The 14,542-nt window shown below is 71.9% G+C and carries 13 protein-coding genes and 1 tRNA gene; 7 read left to right on the forward strand and 7 right to left on the reverse strand.

Annotated elements, in window-relative coordinates; translation table 11 throughout:
* The first annotated feature begins 234 nt into the window (after positions 1-234).
* Positions 235-1,320, forward strand: coding sequence for an S-(hydroxymethyl)mycothiol dehydrogenase (locus ACIRP2_RS25445; RefSeq protein ID WP_404254011.1), 1,086 nt, complete (start codon positions 235-237; stop codon positions 1,318-1,320).
* Positions 1,320-1,949, forward strand: a complete 630-nt coding sequence (locus ACIRP2_RS25450; protein WP_404254013.1) for an MBL fold metallo-hydrolase — start codon at positions 1,320-1,322, stop codon at positions 1,947-1,949. Before ACIRP2_RS25445 ends, ACIRP2_RS25450 begins: the two co-directional genes overlap by 1 nt.
* A 10-nt stretch (positions 1,950-1,959) precedes the next feature.
* On the opposite strand, the gene ACIRP2_RS25455 is transcribed toward ACIRP2_RS25450, so the two are convergent.
* From ACIRP2_RS25455 to ACIRP2_RS25470, 4 genes are all read right to left on the reverse strand, one after another.
* On the reverse strand, positions 1,960-2,895 hold the full coding sequence (locus ACIRP2_RS25455; RefSeq protein ID WP_404254015.1) for an RluA family pseudouridine synthase: 936 nt from the start codon (positions 2,893-2,895) through the stop codon (positions 1,960-1,962).
* 117 nt (positions 2,896-3,012) lie between these two features.
* Positions 3,013-4,242 carry a hypothetical protein gene (locus ACIRP2_RS25460; protein ID WP_404254017.1) on the reverse strand — a complete coding sequence of 410 codons (1,230 nt, stop codon included), beginning with the start codon at positions 4,240-4,242 and terminating at the stop codon, positions 3,013-3,015.
* Between the two features lie 35 nt (positions 4,243-4,277).
* Positions 4,278-5,600: a hypothetical protein gene (locus ACIRP2_RS25465; protein WP_404254019.1), complete on the reverse strand. Its 1,323-nt coding sequence runs from the start codon at positions 5,598-5,600 to the stop codon at positions 4,278-4,280.
* 286 nt (positions 5,601-5,886) lie between these two features.
* Positions 5,887-5,971: transfer RNA gene (locus ACIRP2_RS25470), tRNA-Leu, on the reverse strand.
* Positions 5,972-6,154: 183 nt separating this feature from the next.
* Here ACIRP2_RS25470 and ACIRP2_RS25475 point away from each other — a divergent pair.
* From ACIRP2_RS25475 to ACIRP2_RS25485, 3 genes are all read left to right on the forward strand, one after another.
* Positions 6,155-7,480, forward strand: a complete 1,326-nt coding sequence (locus tag ACIRP2_RS25475) for a M20/M25/M40 family metallo-hydrolase (protein WP_404254021.1) — start codon at positions 6,155-6,157, stop codon at positions 7,478-7,480.
* Positions 7,481-7,676: 196 nt separating this feature from the next.
* Positions 7,677-7,910 (forward strand): chaplin ChpH, encoded by a 234-nt coding sequence (gene chpH / locus ACIRP2_RS25480; protein WP_376278252.1) that lies wholly within the window; start codon positions 7,677-7,679, stop codon positions 7,908-7,910.
* A 138-nt stretch (positions 7,911-8,048) separates the two neighbouring features.
* On the forward strand, positions 8,049-8,789 hold the full coding sequence (locus ACIRP2_RS25485; protein ID WP_404254023.1) for a chaplin: 741 nt from the start codon (positions 8,049-8,051) through the stop codon (positions 8,787-8,789).
* A 67-nt stretch (positions 8,790-8,856) separates the two neighbouring features.
* Here ACIRP2_RS25485 and ACIRP2_RS25490 read toward each other — a convergent pair whose 3' ends face one another.
* Positions 8,857-9,045, reverse strand: a complete 189-nt coding sequence (locus ACIRP2_RS25490) for a DUF5703 family protein (protein ID WP_030918345.1) — start codon at positions 9,043-9,045, stop codon at positions 8,857-8,859.
* 47 nt (positions 9,046-9,092) lie between these two features.
* On the opposite strand from ACIRP2_RS25490, the gene ACIRP2_RS25495 reads away from it, so the two are divergent.
* Positions 9,093-9,752, forward strand: a complete 660-nt coding sequence (locus tag ACIRP2_RS25495; RefSeq protein WP_404254025.1) for a hypothetical protein — start codon at positions 9,093-9,095, stop codon at positions 9,750-9,752.
* A 58-nt stretch (positions 9,753-9,810) separates the two neighbouring features.
* On the opposite strand, the gene ACIRP2_RS25500 is transcribed toward ACIRP2_RS25495, so the two are convergent.
* Both ACIRP2_RS25500 and ACIRP2_RS25505 read right to left on the reverse strand, forming a co-directional pair.
* Positions 9,811-12,138 (reverse strand): helix-hairpin-helix domain-containing protein, encoded by a 2,328-nt coding sequence (locus ACIRP2_RS25500; RefSeq protein ID WP_404254027.1) that lies wholly within the window; start codon positions 12,136-12,138, stop codon positions 9,811-9,813.
* Positions 12,135-13,118, reverse strand: a complete 984-nt coding sequence (locus tag ACIRP2_RS25505; RefSeq protein WP_404254029.1) for an aldo/keto reductase — start codon at positions 13,116-13,118, stop codon at positions 12,135-12,137. Before ACIRP2_RS25505 ends, ACIRP2_RS25500 begins: the two co-directional genes overlap by 4 nt.
* A gap of 140 nt (positions 13,119-13,258) precedes the next feature.
* Between ACIRP2_RS25505 and ACIRP2_RS25510 the strand changes: the two genes are divergently transcribed.
* Positions 13,259-14,308, forward strand: coding sequence for an LLM class F420-dependent oxidoreductase (locus ACIRP2_RS25510; RefSeq protein ID WP_404254031.1), 1,050 nt, complete (start codon positions 13,259-13,261; stop codon positions 14,306-14,308).
* Positions 14,309-14,542 lie beyond the last annotated feature (234 nt).

The raw sequence follows: 14,542 nt of genomic DNA on the forward strand, positions 1-14,542 counted from the left end.
ACCGACGAACCCCTGCCCCCGCAGGTATCGGTTCCGCGGTCCCTCTGCAGCGAAGGACCCCCCGGAGGCCGACGAAGTTCAGCAGTCGGCATCATTTGACCGGAACCGGCACATCCCGACGGGTGGACGGCAGTCGTTTCCCGCCAACGCGGCGTGCCGCCGTGACACCCTCACGGGGCGTACGGTTGTTCGTGTTCGATCTTCGCGAAATGATGGAAACAGGGAGACCACGGTATGTCGCAGCAGGTGCAAGGGGTCATCGCACCGGGAAAGAACCAGCCGGTGCGGGTGGAGACGATCGTGATCCCGGACCCGGGCCCCGGCGAGGCCGTGGTGAAGATCCAGGCGTGCGGCGTGTGCCACACCGATCTGCACTACAAGCAGGGCGGCATCAACGACGACTTCCCGTTCCTGCTCGGCCATGAGGCCTCGGGCGTGGTGGAGTCCGTCGGCGAGGGCGTCACGGATGTCGCGCCCGGCGACTTCGTCGTCCTCAACTGGCGTGCCGTGTGCGGGCAGTGCCGTGCGTGTCTGCGCGGCCGCCCCTGGTACTGCTTCAACACCCACAACGCCGAGCAGAAGATGACGCTGCTCGACGGCACGGAACTGTCACCGGCGCTCGGTATCGGCGCCTTCGCCGAGAAGACCCTGGTCGCCGCCGGTCAGTGCACCAAGGTCGACCCGGAGGTCTCCCCGGCCGTCGCCGGGCTGCTCGGCTGCGGCGTGATGGCGGGCATCGGCGCCGCCATCAACACCGGGCAGGTCGGGCGCGGCGACTCGGTCGCCGTGATCGGCTGCGGCGGCGTCGGTGACGCGGCCATCGCGGGCGCGCGGCTGGCGGGCGCGGCGAAGATCATCGCCGTGGACATCGACGACCGCAAGCTGGAGACGGCGAAGACGATGGGCGCCACGCACACCGTCAACTCCCGCTCCACCGACCCGGTCGAGGCGATCCGCTCGCTGACCGGCGGCAACGGCGCGGACGTCGTCATCGAGGCGGTCGGCCGTCCGGAGACCTACAAGCAGGCCTTCTACGCGCGCGACCTCGCCGGCACCGTCGTCCTGGTCGGTGTCCCGACCCCGGAGATGCAGCTGGAACTGCCGCTCATCGACGTCTTCGGCCGCGGCGGCTCGCTCAAGTCCTCCTGGTACGGCGACTGCCTGCCCTCGCGCGACTTCCCGATGCTCATCGACCTGCACCAGCAGGGCCGGATCGACCTCGGCGCGTTCGTCACCGAGACCATCGGACTCGGCGACGTCGAGCAGGCCTTCGACCGGATGCACGAGGGCGACGTGCTGCGCTCGGTGGTGGTCCTCTGATGGCCGCCCGCATCGACCACCTCGTCACCTCCGGAACCTTCGCCCTCGACGGCGGGGAGTGGGACGTCGACAACAACGTCTGGATCGTCGGCGACGACAGCGAGGCGATCGTCATCGACGCCGCCCACGACGCCGCCGCCATCGAGTCCGCGCTGAACGGTCGTACGCTGCGCGCCATCGTCTGCACGCACGCGCACAACGACCACATCGACGCGGCCCCGGCACTCGCCGACGCCACCGGCGCACCGATCCTGCTGCACCGCGACGACCTGCCGCTGTGGCAGCAGACCCACCCGGACCGCGCCCCGGACGGCGAACTGACCGACGGGCAGGAGGTGGAGATCGCCGGGACGACGCTCCAGGTCCTGCACACGCCCGGCCATGCCCCGGGCGCCGTCTGTCTGTACGCCCCGGAGCTGTCCACCGTCTTCACCGGCGACACGCTCTTCCAGGGCGGGCCGGGCGCCACCGGTCGGTCGTTCTCCCACTTCCCGACCATCGTCGACTCCATCCGGGACCGGCTGCTCGGCCTTCCGCCGGAGACCACGGTCCGGACCGGACACGGTGACTCCACCACCATCGGCGCGGAGGCCCCGCAACTGGACGAGTGGATCGCCCGCGGTCACTGAGGACGGCGGCTCACCGGTCCGGCCACGAGGAGAGCCGCAGCCCGCTCTCGAAGCGGCGCGGCTCGCCCGTGACCGGATCGGTGAATTCCAGCAATCGGGCGAGGAGCTGGAGAGGGCGCGACCAGTCGTCGGCCGCACCCTCCGGCCGGATGACGGGGTAGACCGGATCGTGGACGAGCGGCAGTCCCAGGCCGTTCATGTGGACCCGTAGCTGATGGGTGCGCCCGGTGGCGGGCAGCAGCCGGTAGCGGCCCAGCCCCTCCCGGTGCTCCAGCAGCTCGATCCGGCTCTCGCTGTTCGGCTCGCCCGGCTCCTCGCGGGCGGCGATGACGCCGCGCTCCTTGACGATGCGGCTGCGCACGGTCCGCGGGAAGGCCAGGCCGGGATCGTACGGTGCCACCGCCTCGTACTCCTTGCGCACCAGGCGGTCCCGGAACAGCGTCTGGTACGCGCCCCGCTCCCCGGGCCGGACGACGAAGAGGACGAGGCCCGCGGTGAGCCGGTCCAGCCGGTGCGCGGGCTGCAGCTCCGGCAGGTCCAGCTCGCGGCGCAGCCGGGCCACCGCCGTCTCGGTGATGTGCCGGCCGCGCGGCGTCGTCGCCAGGAAGTGCGGCTTGTCGGCGACGACGAGATGCGCGTCGCGGTGGACCACACCGACCGGGAACGGCACCGGCTCCTCCGGCGCGAAGTCCCGGTGGAACCAGATGTACCCGCCCGCGGCGTACGGCTCGTCGGCGGACACCGGGCCGCGCACGGAGACGAACCGGCCCTCGCTGAACATGGCGTCCACCCGCGCCGCCCCGATGGCGTCCGCGAACCGTGTCAGCAGATGGTCGCGGACCGTCGCCCACCGCCCGTCCGGATCCTCGGGAAGGCGCAGCCGGACCGGATCGATCCCGTCCCGCTGCGGCAGCGGCGCCGCCGGGGGCTTCGCGCGCCCCCTCATCGGGGTGCGCCTGCCGGTGCGGCGGTGAACATGATGCGGTGGGCCCCTCTTCTCGTCTCGCCGGTGTGCGCACAGTATCGCCCGTTCCGCCCGCCCCGCGGGGCCCCGACCCCGGACTCAGGCGCTCGGCAACGTCACCTTCTCCGGGCCGCACCCGATCCGCTCGGCCTCGGCGGCGACGTAGCCGGGCAGCAGCTCACGCGTGAGGTCGAAACCCTCGCCCGTCGGCTGTTCCAGCTGCTCCACCATGAAGATCACGGGCCCGGTCTGGCAGCTCGCCCGGTAGACGGCCCGCGATCCGTCGAGCCGACCGACTCCCTTGGAGCCCTTGACCGGCAGACCGGCCTTGCGCGCCCCCCTGGAGAAGATCTCGGTCAGCGCCGGGTCCGTCACGGTGGTCATCCGCACGATGGGTTCGTAGCCCCCGTTCGCCTCGCAGATCCGGGCGGGCCCGGCGTCGTCGCTGACGCGGGTCCGGCTCAGATCCTTGCGGTACGCCGCGGGGACGGTGAGGCCCTTGACGCCGCAGAAGGCATGGGGCTTCGTGTCCTGCCGGTCCACGAGGGCGGGCAGGGCGCGTGGTATCCGGTAGGTGCCGGAGCAGCCGAATTCGCGGATGACCCCATTGGTCGCCTCCACCACCGCGCGGGTCAGGGCGGCGCGGTCCCTCCGGTCGTACTCCGACCCGTCGTCCAGTCCGGCCAGTCCCATGCCGATGTCCACCACGGTGGGGCCCGTGAACTTGTCCCGGCCCGTGCAGCTCTGCGGCAGCGCCAGCCAGGCGCGCGACGACGAGGTCATCCCCGGCAGCCCGTCGCCCAGCGACACCATGCCCCCCGCGAGGAACTCCTGCGGCCACTCGTGCGCGTCGGTGCCCCGCAGACCGTCCAGCTGGTGCACCCGCAGGGTCACCTGTCGGCGAGGGTTGTCGTCCTTGTAGCTGGTGATGCGGCACTGTCCGTACGACGCCTCCCAACCGCGCGGATTGGCGTGCAGGGACTGCTCCTCGGTCTTGGTCCTGCGATCGCCGAAGAGGTCCGACATGGTCCTGTCGCTGAGCGAGTCCCAGCAGGGGGCGGGACCGAGCAGCGGGAGCGTGTCCGTCCGCCAGGCCACCGCACCGGCGCCGAGGAGCGCGCCGACCAGACCGGCGGCGGTGACGGCGAGGGCGGTGCGGCTGAGGAACAGGCGGCGCAGCAGGGGAGGGCGCTCCGGAGCGGGCGGCTGCTCGGGGGACGGTCCGGGCCGGGGCTCCTGCGCCTGTTCCCCCCGCTCTTCCCGTTCTTCTCCCTGAGGAGCCGAGGGCTGTTCCCGTTCCCGAGGAACCGGGGTCTGTTCGTCGTCCACTGCCGATGCCCTGCTCTCTGCGCTTTCTTCGCCGTTCACGCGACCTCACCGGCCCCGCACCCGATGCGCTTGCGCACGGACTCGGTGAAGTTCATGAACACTCGCCGGTCGTGGCTGTCCGAACCCTTCAGCCCCGACTGGACGTTTCCGTAGAACACCGTCGGCCGACCATGGCACTCGGTACGTACGAGTCCCTTGTCGGCGCCTTCGGGAAGCCCCTTGAACAGCGCGACCATGCGTGGTTCGCCCGCCATCACGTACTGCGCCGCGGGCTCTTCGGGCTCCCTTCGCGCGCGCCACACCACCGAACAGGTCTGAAGGCGCTCGCCGACCACCCCCACCTGCTCCTGGTACTGGGAGCCCCGGCTGAATTCGAAGGTCAGCCCGGGTATCCGGCACAACGGGTATCTGGCGGCCTCTTCGTCCTCGGCGACCGTCACGATGGGCGACGTCGCGCGCAGCGGCTTGTCCGGTGCGCAACCGGCCGCACGCATACCGGTGTTGGCGGCATTTAGTAGCATCTGGGTGACGTCGTACCGGCTGCCGATCGTGAACGGCATGTTCACTCTGCCCAGATGGCCGTCGCCGGTGCTCTCGCTGTGGATCGTCACCGTGGACGGCCTGCCGTCCACGTCGCAGCTGGCCGGCAGAACCAGCATGGCCCGGTCACCGGCGACCAACCCGTCGAGCCCGTCGGGCAGTCGGGAGGCCGAGCCGTGGAAGTACCGGGCCATCCAGGCGCGATACTCCGCGACCCCGGTGGGAACCGGACCGTACTCGACCGTCACCTGGTCCTTGAACCTGAGCGGCTCGTCCGAGTCGTCGTCCGCGACCGTGGAGGTCACCGCGACCGTGCAGCGGGCATGGTGACGTCCGGCCGAGGGCGGTGCGGACTCGGTGGCGCGCCGCTCGGAACCGGACTTGGCGACACCGCCGTCACCGAGGAAGGCCGCACCACTGTCCTGCTTCCACGCGCCCCAGCAGTAGCTGTCCCGGAAAGGCCAACTGTCCGTCGCCCAGAGCCCGATGCCGGAGACGAGCATCGCCCCGGCGACCGCCCCGGCGACCGCCCCGGCGAGGAGCGTGCCGCGCCGCCTGCGACTGCCGCCCATCACTTCCCCCTTGCGAAGTACGAAGATCGCGCAAAGCCCCGATGTTACGTCGTGCCCTCCGCGAGGGTGGATCCGGGCCTCGCCCGCCCGGTCCGGCCCGAACTCCCCGTCTGCGAAGGCGGACTTCGCGGCCGCCGCGTCGGGCCGGTACTCCGGCGGCGCGGCCCGCACGACTGCGAACCGACGCCCCTGCACCGCGTGGTCCGGATCGATCCGGCCCCTCTCGCCGGCCCGCGACTTGGTCACGCGCTGCGCCTCGGTGGCGGCGCCCGGGGAGAGCCGAGGGCGCCGCGTCCCGTTCGGTGCGATCCGCCCGGCATCCGACCCGGCGCGCGGGCCCGAGGTCTCGGCCCGCGCGAACCGGGACCCATGTACTCGTATCACCTGTACCGGGGCAGGGCGGGCGTGTGCGCGGCTCACGGGACGCCGCACGGTGAACCGATTCAACGGCGGCCGCTCGGGATCATGAGCAGTCCGAGGGGCGTAACGCAGAAGTGCCGATCAGGATCTCTCCTGATCGGCACTTTCTCTGTGTCCGAGGGGGGACTTGAACCCCCACGCCCGATAAAGGGCACTAGCACCTCAAGCTAGCGCGTCTGCCATTCCGCCACCCGGACAAGGTGTCTGTCTCGCGGGCCCGGCCCGTTCCGACGTGGAAAACAATAGCAAACATTCGGGGGTGCTCGATCACGCCAGGGGGACTGTGAAGGGCGCATGACGGGGGACGGGGGGCCTTGGGCGTGCGGGCCGGGCGCGGGAGGATGAGGGGGAGCACCTCAGCGACAGTGGAAGGAACCAGTGTGAGCGAGACCAACGCGGCCCGGACCGTCTCGGGCGAGGACGAGGTCGTGGACCTCTGTCGTGAGCTGATCCGGATCGACACCAGCAACTACGGGGACCACTCGGGACCGGGGGAGCGGGGCGCCGCCGAGTACGTCGCGGAGAAGCTCGCCGAGGTCGGGCTGGAGCCGCAGATCTTCGAGTCCCACAAGGGCCGGGCCTCCACCGTGGCACGCATCGAGGGCGAGGACCCGTCCAAGCCCGCCCTGCTGATCCACGGCCACACGGACGTGGTTCCGGCCAACGCCCACGACTGGACGCACCACCCGTTCTCCGGCGAGGTCGCGGACGGCTGTGTGTGGGGCCGCGGCGCGGTCGACATGAAGGACATGGACGCGATGACCCTCGCGGTCGTCCGGGACCGGATGCGCAGCGGGCGCAAGCCTCCGCGCGACATCGTGCTGGCCTTCCTCGCGGACGAGGAGGCCGGCGGCACGTACGGCGCGCGGTACCTCGTGGACAAGCACCCGGGCCTCTTCGAAGGCGTCACCGAGGCGATCGGCGAGGTCGGCGGCTTCTCCTTCACGGTGAACGAGAAGCTGCGGCTCTACCTCGTCGAGACGGCCGAGAAGGGCATGCACTGGATGCGGCTCACCGTGGACGGCACCGCCGGCCACGGCTCGATGACCAACGACGACAACGCGATCACCGAGCTCTGCGAGGCGGTCGGACGGCTCGGGCGGCACAAGTGGCCGGTCCGGGTGACCAAGACCGTACGGTCCTTCCTCGACGAGCTGTCCGACGCGCTCGGCACCCCGCTCGACCCGGAGGACATGGATGCCACGCTGGCCAAGCTGGGCGGCATCGCCAAGATGATCGGCGCGACGCTCCGCAATTCCGCGGCTCCCACCATGCTCGGCTCCGGCTACAAGGTGAACGTGATCCCCGGACAGGCCACCGCCCATGTGGACGGCCGGTTCCTGCCCGGGTTCGAGGACGAGTTCCTGGCCGACCTGGACCGGATCCTCGGGCCGCGGGTGAAGCGCGAGGACGTGCACGGGGACAAGGCGTTGGAGACCAGTTTCGACGGCTCGCTCGTCGATGCGATGCAGATCGCCCTCAAGGCCGAGGACCCGATCGCCCGTGCGGTCCCCTACATGCTCTCCGGCGGCACCGACGCCAAGTCCTTCGACGACCTCGGTATCCGTTGCTTCGGATTCGCCCCGCTGAAGCTCCCGCCGGAGCTCGACTTCGCGGGCATGTTCCACGGTGTGGACGAGCGTGTTCCGGTGGACGGTCTGCAGTTCGGTGTCCGGGTGCTCGACCGTTTCATCGACAACTGCTGACTCTCCGCCGCCCGGTTCCGGTGCCCAGCCGGTTCTACGGTGATGGTCCGGCAGTTTTCCGCGCCAACAATCGTCTGCGTGTGCGCATTTGACCGGAACGAGTGAAAGGAACCATACGCTCGTAGCCCGATTACCTCTTCCTCGTTACAGGTGATGCGGTCCGCGGCTGGGACCGCATTGCCAACTAGGAGGAACAATGATCAAGAAGGTCGTCGCTGCTGCGGCTGTCACTGGTGGTCTGGTGCTCGCGGGTGCGGGCATGGCCGTCGCGGACTCCGGTGCCCAGGGCGCCGCTGTCGGCAGCCCCGGCGTGCTCTCGGGCAACGTCGTCCAGGCCCCGATTCACGTGCCGGTGAACGTGTGTGGCAACACGATCTCCGTGATCGGGCTGCTGAACCCCGCCTTCGGCAACACCTGCATCAACGCCTGACGTTGTGCGTCAACCCGTAAGGGTTTGAATCCGGTCGGCCCCGAAGCGCACACCACGCGCTCCGGGGCCGCTGGGTACTCCGCCCCCGCACGGTCGAGTCCGGGGGTACTCCGGAAGGCAGAAGGCAGGAAACAACCTATGCGACAGGTCACGCGTAAAGGCCTGATCACCGTGGCGGCCGCGGGCGGCGTGCTCGCGCTGAGCGGCGGCTACGCGCACGCCGACGCGGGAGCGTCCGGCGGCGCATCGAATTCCCCGGGGGTGATTTCAGGGAACTCGGTCCAGATCCCGGTGCACGTACCGGTCAATGTCTGTGGCAACTCCGTGAGCGTCGTGGGACTGCTCAACCCGGCGGCGGGAAACGCCTGCGGGAACGGTCCGCGCAGCGCCGCGCAGGGCCGGCACGCCTCGGGCGACCAGGTGTCCGAGGACCGGACCCGGGCCCACAGGGCGGGGACCGGCAAGCACCGGGCCGTCACGAGCGACGCCGGGAGCGGGGCGACGGCGGAGGGGGTCGCGCAGGGCTCGCCCGGTGTCCTCTCGGGCAACAACATCGCGGTGCCCATCGACATCCCCGTGAACGCCTGTGGAAACAGCGTCACCATCGGCGGGCTGCTCAACCCCGTCACGGGCAACACGTGCGAGAACGGCACGGATGTCGTCACACCGCCGGTCGGCACCCCGGTCACGCCGGCCACCCAGAGCAAGCCGCCGGCACCGGGACCGCGAACCGTGCCGAACGCGCCCGAGGTGCAGAACGTCGCGCAGCTCGCACACACCGGAGCAGGCGGGCTCGACCTGCTGATCCCGGCCGGTGCGGGCCTGCTGCTGGCGGGTGCGGGCACGGTCCTCTACCGCCGCGCCCGGATGTCCGCGTAGCGGACCGGACCGGCGGCGAGAGCAGGGCTGAGGGAGCGGGTCCCGCGACTGCGGGGCCCGCTCCGTCTCACCAGGTGGCCCGGAGCTGGCGGATGATCCGTCGGCGCAGCCGCACCCTGCGGCTGCCGTCGCGGCGCAGCGTCAGTCGGTCCAATTCCCAGTGCCCGTACTCGGCGTGGTCGGTCAGCAGGCGGGCCGTCTCCTTGCGGGACACCCCGCGCGGCACGTACACATCGACAAATTCGTATTCCGGCATCGCATCTATTGTGCGGGCAGAGCCCGTGTACGGATAGCGTCTGCACTATGTCTGATGCTGCGCAGCCCACCGCTGCCGAGGTACGTGCCGCCGCCGAAGCGATCAAAGCCGCGCTCGACCGTCACCTCGATGCGGTCGAACGCCGGACCGGGAACGACGACCCCGCCGTCTACGAGGCGTTCAACGCACTGGCCGCCGCTGCCGAGTTCTACGACGAACTGCTCTACGACCGCTACGACGAGGTCACTCCCTTCGAGATCCCGGGTGCGGAGGACTCCCTGCCGCCGTACGCCGGCCCCGAGGAGCCGAACGCGCTCAGCGTGCTGATCCGGCGCGACTACGCGGTGGCGGAGCCGCCGCGCCTGCTCGCGCAGGCCCAGCGGATCGCCGACCTCGATCCGGACGACCGAGCGCACGGAAGCGCCGCGGTCGTCGGCTCCAGCGTCCACGCGGCGCTCGGGGTGCTCTTCGGTGAGTACGAACCGGACGAGATCGCTTCCCGGCACACGGAATTCGGTCTGGAGGAGGGCGACTCCACGCTCTGGGTCACGGCCGCGGAGGAGCTTCCCGAGGCGGGGGAGTGGCTCGGCACACCGTTCGACGACGCCGATCCCCAGCTGGTGGTCTGTCGCTTCGACGTCAGCGCCGTCTTCGACGAGGACGAGTCGGACGAGAAGCCGACGGGCCTGGTGGTGGACGGCTCCTGAGCCGTTCGCCGGACGGTCGCGGGGACCGTCCGGCGGTGCGGGACGATGCCCGGCCCGGTCATCGGGCCGATGCCTCCAGCAGGGTGCGCAGCCGCGTCGTGCGGTCCTGGGCCGGTGACTGGGCGACCGCGCGCTGGAGCGCCTGATCCACCCCGTGCACGACGGAAAGATGCCGCTCCGCACGGCTGAAGGCGGTGTACACCCAGGAGCGGCTGAGACCCTGCGCGGCGTCGCCCGGCAGCACGACGACCACCGCGGGCCAGCGCATCGCGGCCGCCTGGTGGGCGCTGAGGGCCCAGCCGTGACGTACGGACGCCTCCACCCGCCCCTGGGGCACGACGGTCCTCGTGCCCGCGCAGTCCAGGTGCAGGCCCTCGGCGTCGGCCGAGACGACCACCCCGGGCACGGTCCTGCCCGGCGTCGGGACGTGGACGACGCGGTCGCCGGGGTCGAAGCCGCCGAACCGCCCCGGACCGGGGTTGAGCCGTTGCTTCAGCGCCGCGTTCAACGCCCGGGTGCCCGCCGAACCGCCGTGGCCGACGGTGATCACCTGAGTGTCGGCCGACGACACGCCGATGGCGCGCGGCACCGAGTCGGCGACCAGCTGCACCGTGCGGTGCACCGCCTCGCCCGCGTCGCGCACGGGGACGATCACCACTTCCTTGCCCGGCGCCTCGACCTGGTTCAGCTCACCGATGCCGATGCCGGAGACCAGCTCGCCGATCGGTCCCGGATCCGGCGTGCGGGAGACGATCTGCGGGCAGGCGCGAGCCGCCAGCACATCCGCGAACACCCGTCCCGCACCGGCCGAGCCCAGTACGCCCGGGTCGCCACTGAGGACCAGCCGGGTGCCGTCGGCCAGCGACTCCACGAGAATGGCGGCGGTCTCGACGTCCAGCTGCGGGGCGTCCAGCACGACGAGCAGATCGACGGCGATCGCACCCTCCTCGTCCCGGCCGGGGCCCTCCGCGCCGGAGAGCAGTCCGGCGAGGGTGACGGCCGCCGCCGGATCGCCGGCCGCCTCGGCCAGCCGGTGTCTGCCGTCGACGCTGTGCACAGTGCCCAGGGCGCGCAGTCCGAGGCCGTGTGCCGCGGCGAGCAGCGCGGCGGGCTCGGCCCTGGCGGCCTCGCCGCCGGTGTGTGCCACCAGTCCGTGGGCCGCGACCGCACGGATCAGCTCGGCCGCCGACGGGGAGGCCGCGGCCGAAGCCGCCTCCGTCCAGTCGGCGTCCTTCTCGCAGGCGTTGACGAGGCGGGCCAGACCGTCGGCGAGGCTCTCCTCGGCGAGCGCGTACCGATCGAGACCCAGCAGCACCCGTACCGGCTCCCGCGCGCCTTCCTCGGCCTCCTCGCCGGGGCCCGCGGGTGCTTCGGAATCCTGGACGTCCTCGTCGTCCTCGCCCTCCTGGAACACCAGGACGACGCCCTCGGCGACCGCGTGCCGGACGGCCGCCCCGGGGTCGGTCACCGAGCGCTCGGCGAGGGCGGCACGAACCGCTGTCGTGTCGAGCGCCGTATGGCCCTGGAGCGCGGCCCGCTCCAGCAGCCAGCCGACCAGGGCGGCGGTCCGCCGCTCGTCGTCCGGACCGCACGCGGAGCCCAGCAGGGCGCGGGCGAAACCGTCGGCCTGCTCGGGCCTGACACCCGGCACGGCCAGAAGCCGCCAGGGATCCTCGCGCAGAGCGTCGCCCGCCTGCTCGCCGAGCGCCTCGGCCGCCGGGCCCGCCAGCGCTTCGGGAGCCCCGCCCTCGGCCAGCACGGCGGATGCGGCGGCCACGGCCTCCGGCGAGGCGCCCCGCGGGGCCGGGGCCCGCTCGGGTGTGCGGGGGCGGGCCGGCGCGGGTGCGGGGGCGGCCCGGCGGGGAGCGGCGGGTGCGGGCGAGTCGAAGAACGCGGCAGCGGACTTCTCGCCGCTCTCCACGGCACGCACGGCCGCGAGCAGATCGGCCGCCTGGCCACTCAGCTTCGCACCGGCGGCGATGGGGCCGCTCTTCTCGGCCTTGCGCTTCTCGATCCGCTCCCGGAGCTCCCGCTGGGCGGCCAGCTCGGCCTCGGCCTCGGAGAGCGGTGCGGGGGCGTCGGCGGCCCCTTCCGCGGCACCGTCGGCCGCGGTCGTCCGGACGGTGTCCTCCGAAGCGCCTTCGGTCTCGGCGGCCGCCGCGTCGGACTCGGCGTCCGCGCCCGCCGCCTCGTCGGCCCCGGATCCTGTGCCGGCGCCGCCGTCCGTCTCCTCGGCGGCACCGTCGTCGGCCGTGGGCGACCCCTCGTCCGCCTCGTGACCCTCGTCCTGCGCGGACGGTGCGGGCGCGGCGGCGGAGGGGACCGCGACATCGGCGTCGTCGGCGGCCGGGGAGCCGGGGGTTTCCCCCCGGGGAAGCGCAGTCACAGCGTGCTCCAGTCCTGGTCGGGATAGCGGTGCACGGGCGCCGACACATCGTCGAGCGCCTGGCAGATCTCGTCAGGAAGACTAAGCGCCTCCACTGACAACGCCTCCGTGAGCTGCTGCGCGTTGCGGGCGCCGACGATCGGGGCCACCACTCCGGGCCGGTCCCGCACCCAGGCGAGAGCCACCTGGAGCGCCGTCGTGGCCAGGCCGTCGGCGGCGGTCGCCACCGCGTCCACGATGCGGCTCGCCGGGCCGTCGAGATACGGCTCGACGAACGGAGCCAGCAGTTCCGAGGCGCCGCGCGAGTCCGCCGGAGTGCCCGTCCGGTACTTGCCGGTCAGGACCCCTCTGCCCAGCGGGGAGGAGGGCAGCAGCCCCACTCCCAGATCGAGCGCGGCCGGCAGGACCTCGCGTTCCACGCCCCGCTGCAACAACGAGTACTCCATCTGCGTGCTCGCCAGCCGGGTGCGCACCCCGGGCGAGGCGAGCTGCCACGTCGCCGCCTTGGCGAGCTGCCAGCCGCAGAAGTTCGACACGCCCGCGTACCTGGCGCGTCCGGTGGACACCGCCAGATCCACCGCCTGAAGGGTCTCCTCCAGCGGGGTCACCGGATCGAAGGCGTGGATCTGCCACAGGTCCACGTGGTCCGTGCCGAGCCGTTCCAGGGAGGCGTCCAGCGCGGCCAGCAGATGCCCGCGCGAGCTGTTGAACCGCCGGTACGGGTCGGCCACGCTGCCCGCTTTCGTGGCGATGACCAGATCGTGCCGGGGCACCAGGCCCTCGGTGAGCCGCCCGAGCAGGTATTCGGCCTCCCCGCCGCCGTACACGTCCGCCGTGTCGACCAGTGTGCCGCCCGCCTCCCAGAAGGCCTTCAGCTGTTCGGCGGCGTCGTGCTCGTCGGTGTCCCGGCCCCAGGTGAGGGTGCCGAGCCCGATCCGGGACACTCGAAGGCCGGTGCGGCCGAGATGCCTCTGCTCCATGGGCGCTGAGATTACTGGCCAGAGCCCCACTCGGCGGAAGCCTGTGGACAACCCGGCACCAAGTCGCCCCTGCCGGATCACGTCGCCGCGCGCTAGAGTCCGGAGCTCAGGGGCGTTACTGATCAGTAAGGGGAGCGGTTATGCGGCTCGGCATCAATCTCGGTTACTGGGGCGCGGGGATGGACGGCGACAACCTCGCCGTCGCCCAGGAGGCGGACCGCCTCGGATACGACGTCTGCTGGGCGGCCGAGGCGTACGGATCCGACGCGCCGACCGTGCTCTCCTGGGTCGCCGCCCAGACCGAATCCATCGACGTCGGCTCCGCGATCATGCAGATCCCGGCCCGTCAGCCCGCCATGACCGCGATGACCGCCGCCACCCTCGACTCGCTCTCCGGCGGCCGGTTCCGGCTCGGCCTCGGCGTGTCGGGACCGCAGGTCTCCGAGGGCTGGTACGGCGTCAAGTTCGACAAGCCGCTGGCCCGCACCCGGGAGTACGTCGAGATCGTCCGCAAGGCGATGTCCCGCGAGCGGCTGTCGTACGAGGGACAGCACTGGACGCTCCCGCTGCCGGACGGTCCGGGCAAGCCCATCAAGCTCACCGTCCACCCGCAGCGCGAACACATCCCGCTCTACATCGCGGCGATCGGCCCGAAGAACCTGGAGCAGACCGGCGAGATCGCCGACGGCGCGCTGCTGATCTTCCCCTCCGCGGAGCACCTCGAGGACACCGCCGTGAAGTACCTGCGGGCGGGCCGGGAGAAGGCCGGCCGGACCCTGGAGGGCTTCGACGTCTGCCCGACGCTGCCGCTCGCCGTCGGTGACGACGTCAACGGTCTCGCGGACATGTTCCGCCCGTACACCGCGCTGTACGTGGGCGGCATGGGCAGCCGCAAGCAGAACTTCTACAATCAGCTCGCGCAGCGCATGGGGTACGAGAAGGAAGCCGCCGAGATCCAGGACAAGTACCTGTCCGGCGACAAGAACGGTGCCGCCGCCGCCGTGCCGCACCGGCTGATCGACCAGACCACGCTGCTCGGTCCGGTCGAGCGGATCGCCGAGCGCATGCAGGCGTATGCCGCGGCGGGCGTCACGACACTGACCCTGGCTCCGGCCGGCTTCACGCTCGACGAGCGGATCGCGGCCCTGCGGGCCGGGACGGACGCGCTGGAGCGTTCCGGTCTCGCGTAGCGCCGGACGTCCGGGCCCGGGGCTCCGGGCGGCGCCGCGGCCGTGGTGGGGGCTCGGGGCCCTCCCCGCCACGGCCGTCACGCGGAACAACGCGTTCGGGCGCCCGGGGTTACGCCGAATGGTGCGCGGCGGGCCGAGGCGACGCCGTACGCGGCGGGCCGGAGCGGCCCCGTCCGGCGTAGCCGGGGGGCGTTCCTGTTGCCTGGGTGGGCGCGCCGCATTTGACTGGCGCAT

This window comes from Streptomyces sp. NPDC101194 (assembly GCF_044767885.1).
Lineage (GTDB): Bacteria > Actinomycetota > Actinomycetes > Streptomycetales > Streptomycetaceae > Streptomyces.

Bases quoted from the DNA above. Each gene is read 5' to 3' on its own strand.
- ACIRP2_RS25445 (WP_404254011.1), top strand. From the start codon at position 235: ATGTCGCAGCAGGTGCAAGGGGTCATCGCACCGGGAAAGAACCAGCCG.
- ACIRP2_RS25450 (WP_404254013.1), top strand. From the start codon at position 1,320: ATGGCCGCCCGCATCGACCACCTCGTCACCTCCGGAACCTTCGCCCTC.
- ACIRP2_RS25455 (WP_404254015.1), bottom strand. From the start codon at position 2,895: ATGAGGGGGCGCGCGAAGCCCCCGGCGGCGCCGCTGCCGCAGCGGGAC.
- chpH (WP_376278252.1), top strand. From the start codon at position 7,677: ATGATCAAGAAGGTCGTCGCTGCTGCGGCTGTCACTGGTGGTCTGGTG.
- ACIRP2_RS25485 (WP_404254023.1), top strand. From the start codon at position 8,049: ATGCGACAGGTCACGCGTAAAGGCCTGATCACCGTGGCGGCCGCGGGC.
- ACIRP2_RS25490 (WP_030918345.1), bottom strand. From the start codon at position 9,045: ATGCCGGAATACGAATTTGTCGATGTGTACGTGCCGCGCGGGGTGTCC.
- ACIRP2_RS25495 (WP_404254025.1), top strand. From the start codon at position 9,093: ATGTCTGATGCTGCGCAGCCCACCGCTGCCGAGGTACGTGCCGCCGCC.
- ACIRP2_RS25505 (WP_404254029.1), bottom strand. From the start codon at position 13,118: ATGGAGCAGAGGCATCTCGGCCGCACCGGCCTTCGAGTGTCCCGGATC.
- ACIRP2_RS25510 (WP_404254031.1), top strand. From the start codon at position 13,259: ATGCGGCTCGGCATCAATCTCGGTTACTGGGGCGCGGGGATGGACGGC.